We start from the raw sequence: 817 nt of genomic DNA, 5'->3' as shown, positions 1-817 counted from the left end.
TCGATAAAAATTGTGCGCTGGAACGCGCTCACTCAAACGGAAATCGTTGAAGAGCTTTTCTTGGTAGATCTTTTTTCCTTGCATACCATGAAATTAAGGAAAATTGGTAACTTGTGCAACAGGCACAATGTATAACCGCAATTACGGCGGATTCGACTGCGTCCGAATCCACGCGTAATTGCTACCGTCGGTGCTTCTCCGAAAAACATTAAATTTAATCCCGTAACTGCGGTTATACTAAACGCTGGGGTAATTTAAAAAAAAGTAACCAGTTTGGAAATAGAAACCTACAATACAGAAGTACCAAAGAAAATTAAACAAGCTTCAATCTTGGTTTACGTTTCACTTTTGGTCGGACTGATAAAGTCCGCTCTCTATGAAACTATGACAAATCAAAAAATCCTTTCTGACCCCAAATCTTTGACGATTGGTATAATAACGATTGTTATAATCGGATTTCTCGGTTACAAAATTGGAAAAGGCAAAAATTGGGCGAGAATTACTTTATTAGTTCTGTTCGTAATCGGAATGTTAGGATTTCCTTTAATCATTTCGAATGAATTTCAAATGAGTCCTTTAATTGGAATCGTTTCGATTGCTCAAATGTTAATTCAGTTATATGTTCTTATTATCCTCTTTAGCGGACAATCAAATGAATGGTTCAAAAAACAGAAAATAAAAACTACCCCCAACAATGGTAACCGTTGCACAACCCCATAATTTATAAAAACCCAACCCATATAAGCCGCTTTAAGCGATTTTGTTTTTTAGTTCAGCGTTGGGAATGGGCAGAATTTGGAACCGTTAAAAAGAGGGG

At 36.7% G+C, this 817-nt stretch carries 1 protein-coding gene; it reads left to right on the top strand.

Going from position 1 to position 817, the window contains the following annotated elements; all coding sequences use genetic code 11:
• Positions 1-273: 273 nt before the first annotated feature.
• On the top strand, positions 274-720 hold the full coding sequence (locus tag ESU54_RS17680; RefSeq protein ID WP_111846095.1) for a hypothetical protein: 447 nt from the start codon (positions 274-276) through the stop codon (positions 718-720).
• Positions 721-817: the final 97 nt, after the last annotated feature.

The organism is Aequorivita antarctica (assembly GCF_007997155.1).
Classification (GTDB): Bacteria; Bacteroidota; Bacteroidia; order Flavobacteriales; family Flavobacteriaceae; genus Aequorivita; species Aequorivita antarctica.
The sequence above is the reverse complement of the archived record's forward strand: the minus strand, read 5'-3'. Positions and strand labels throughout refer to the sequence as shown.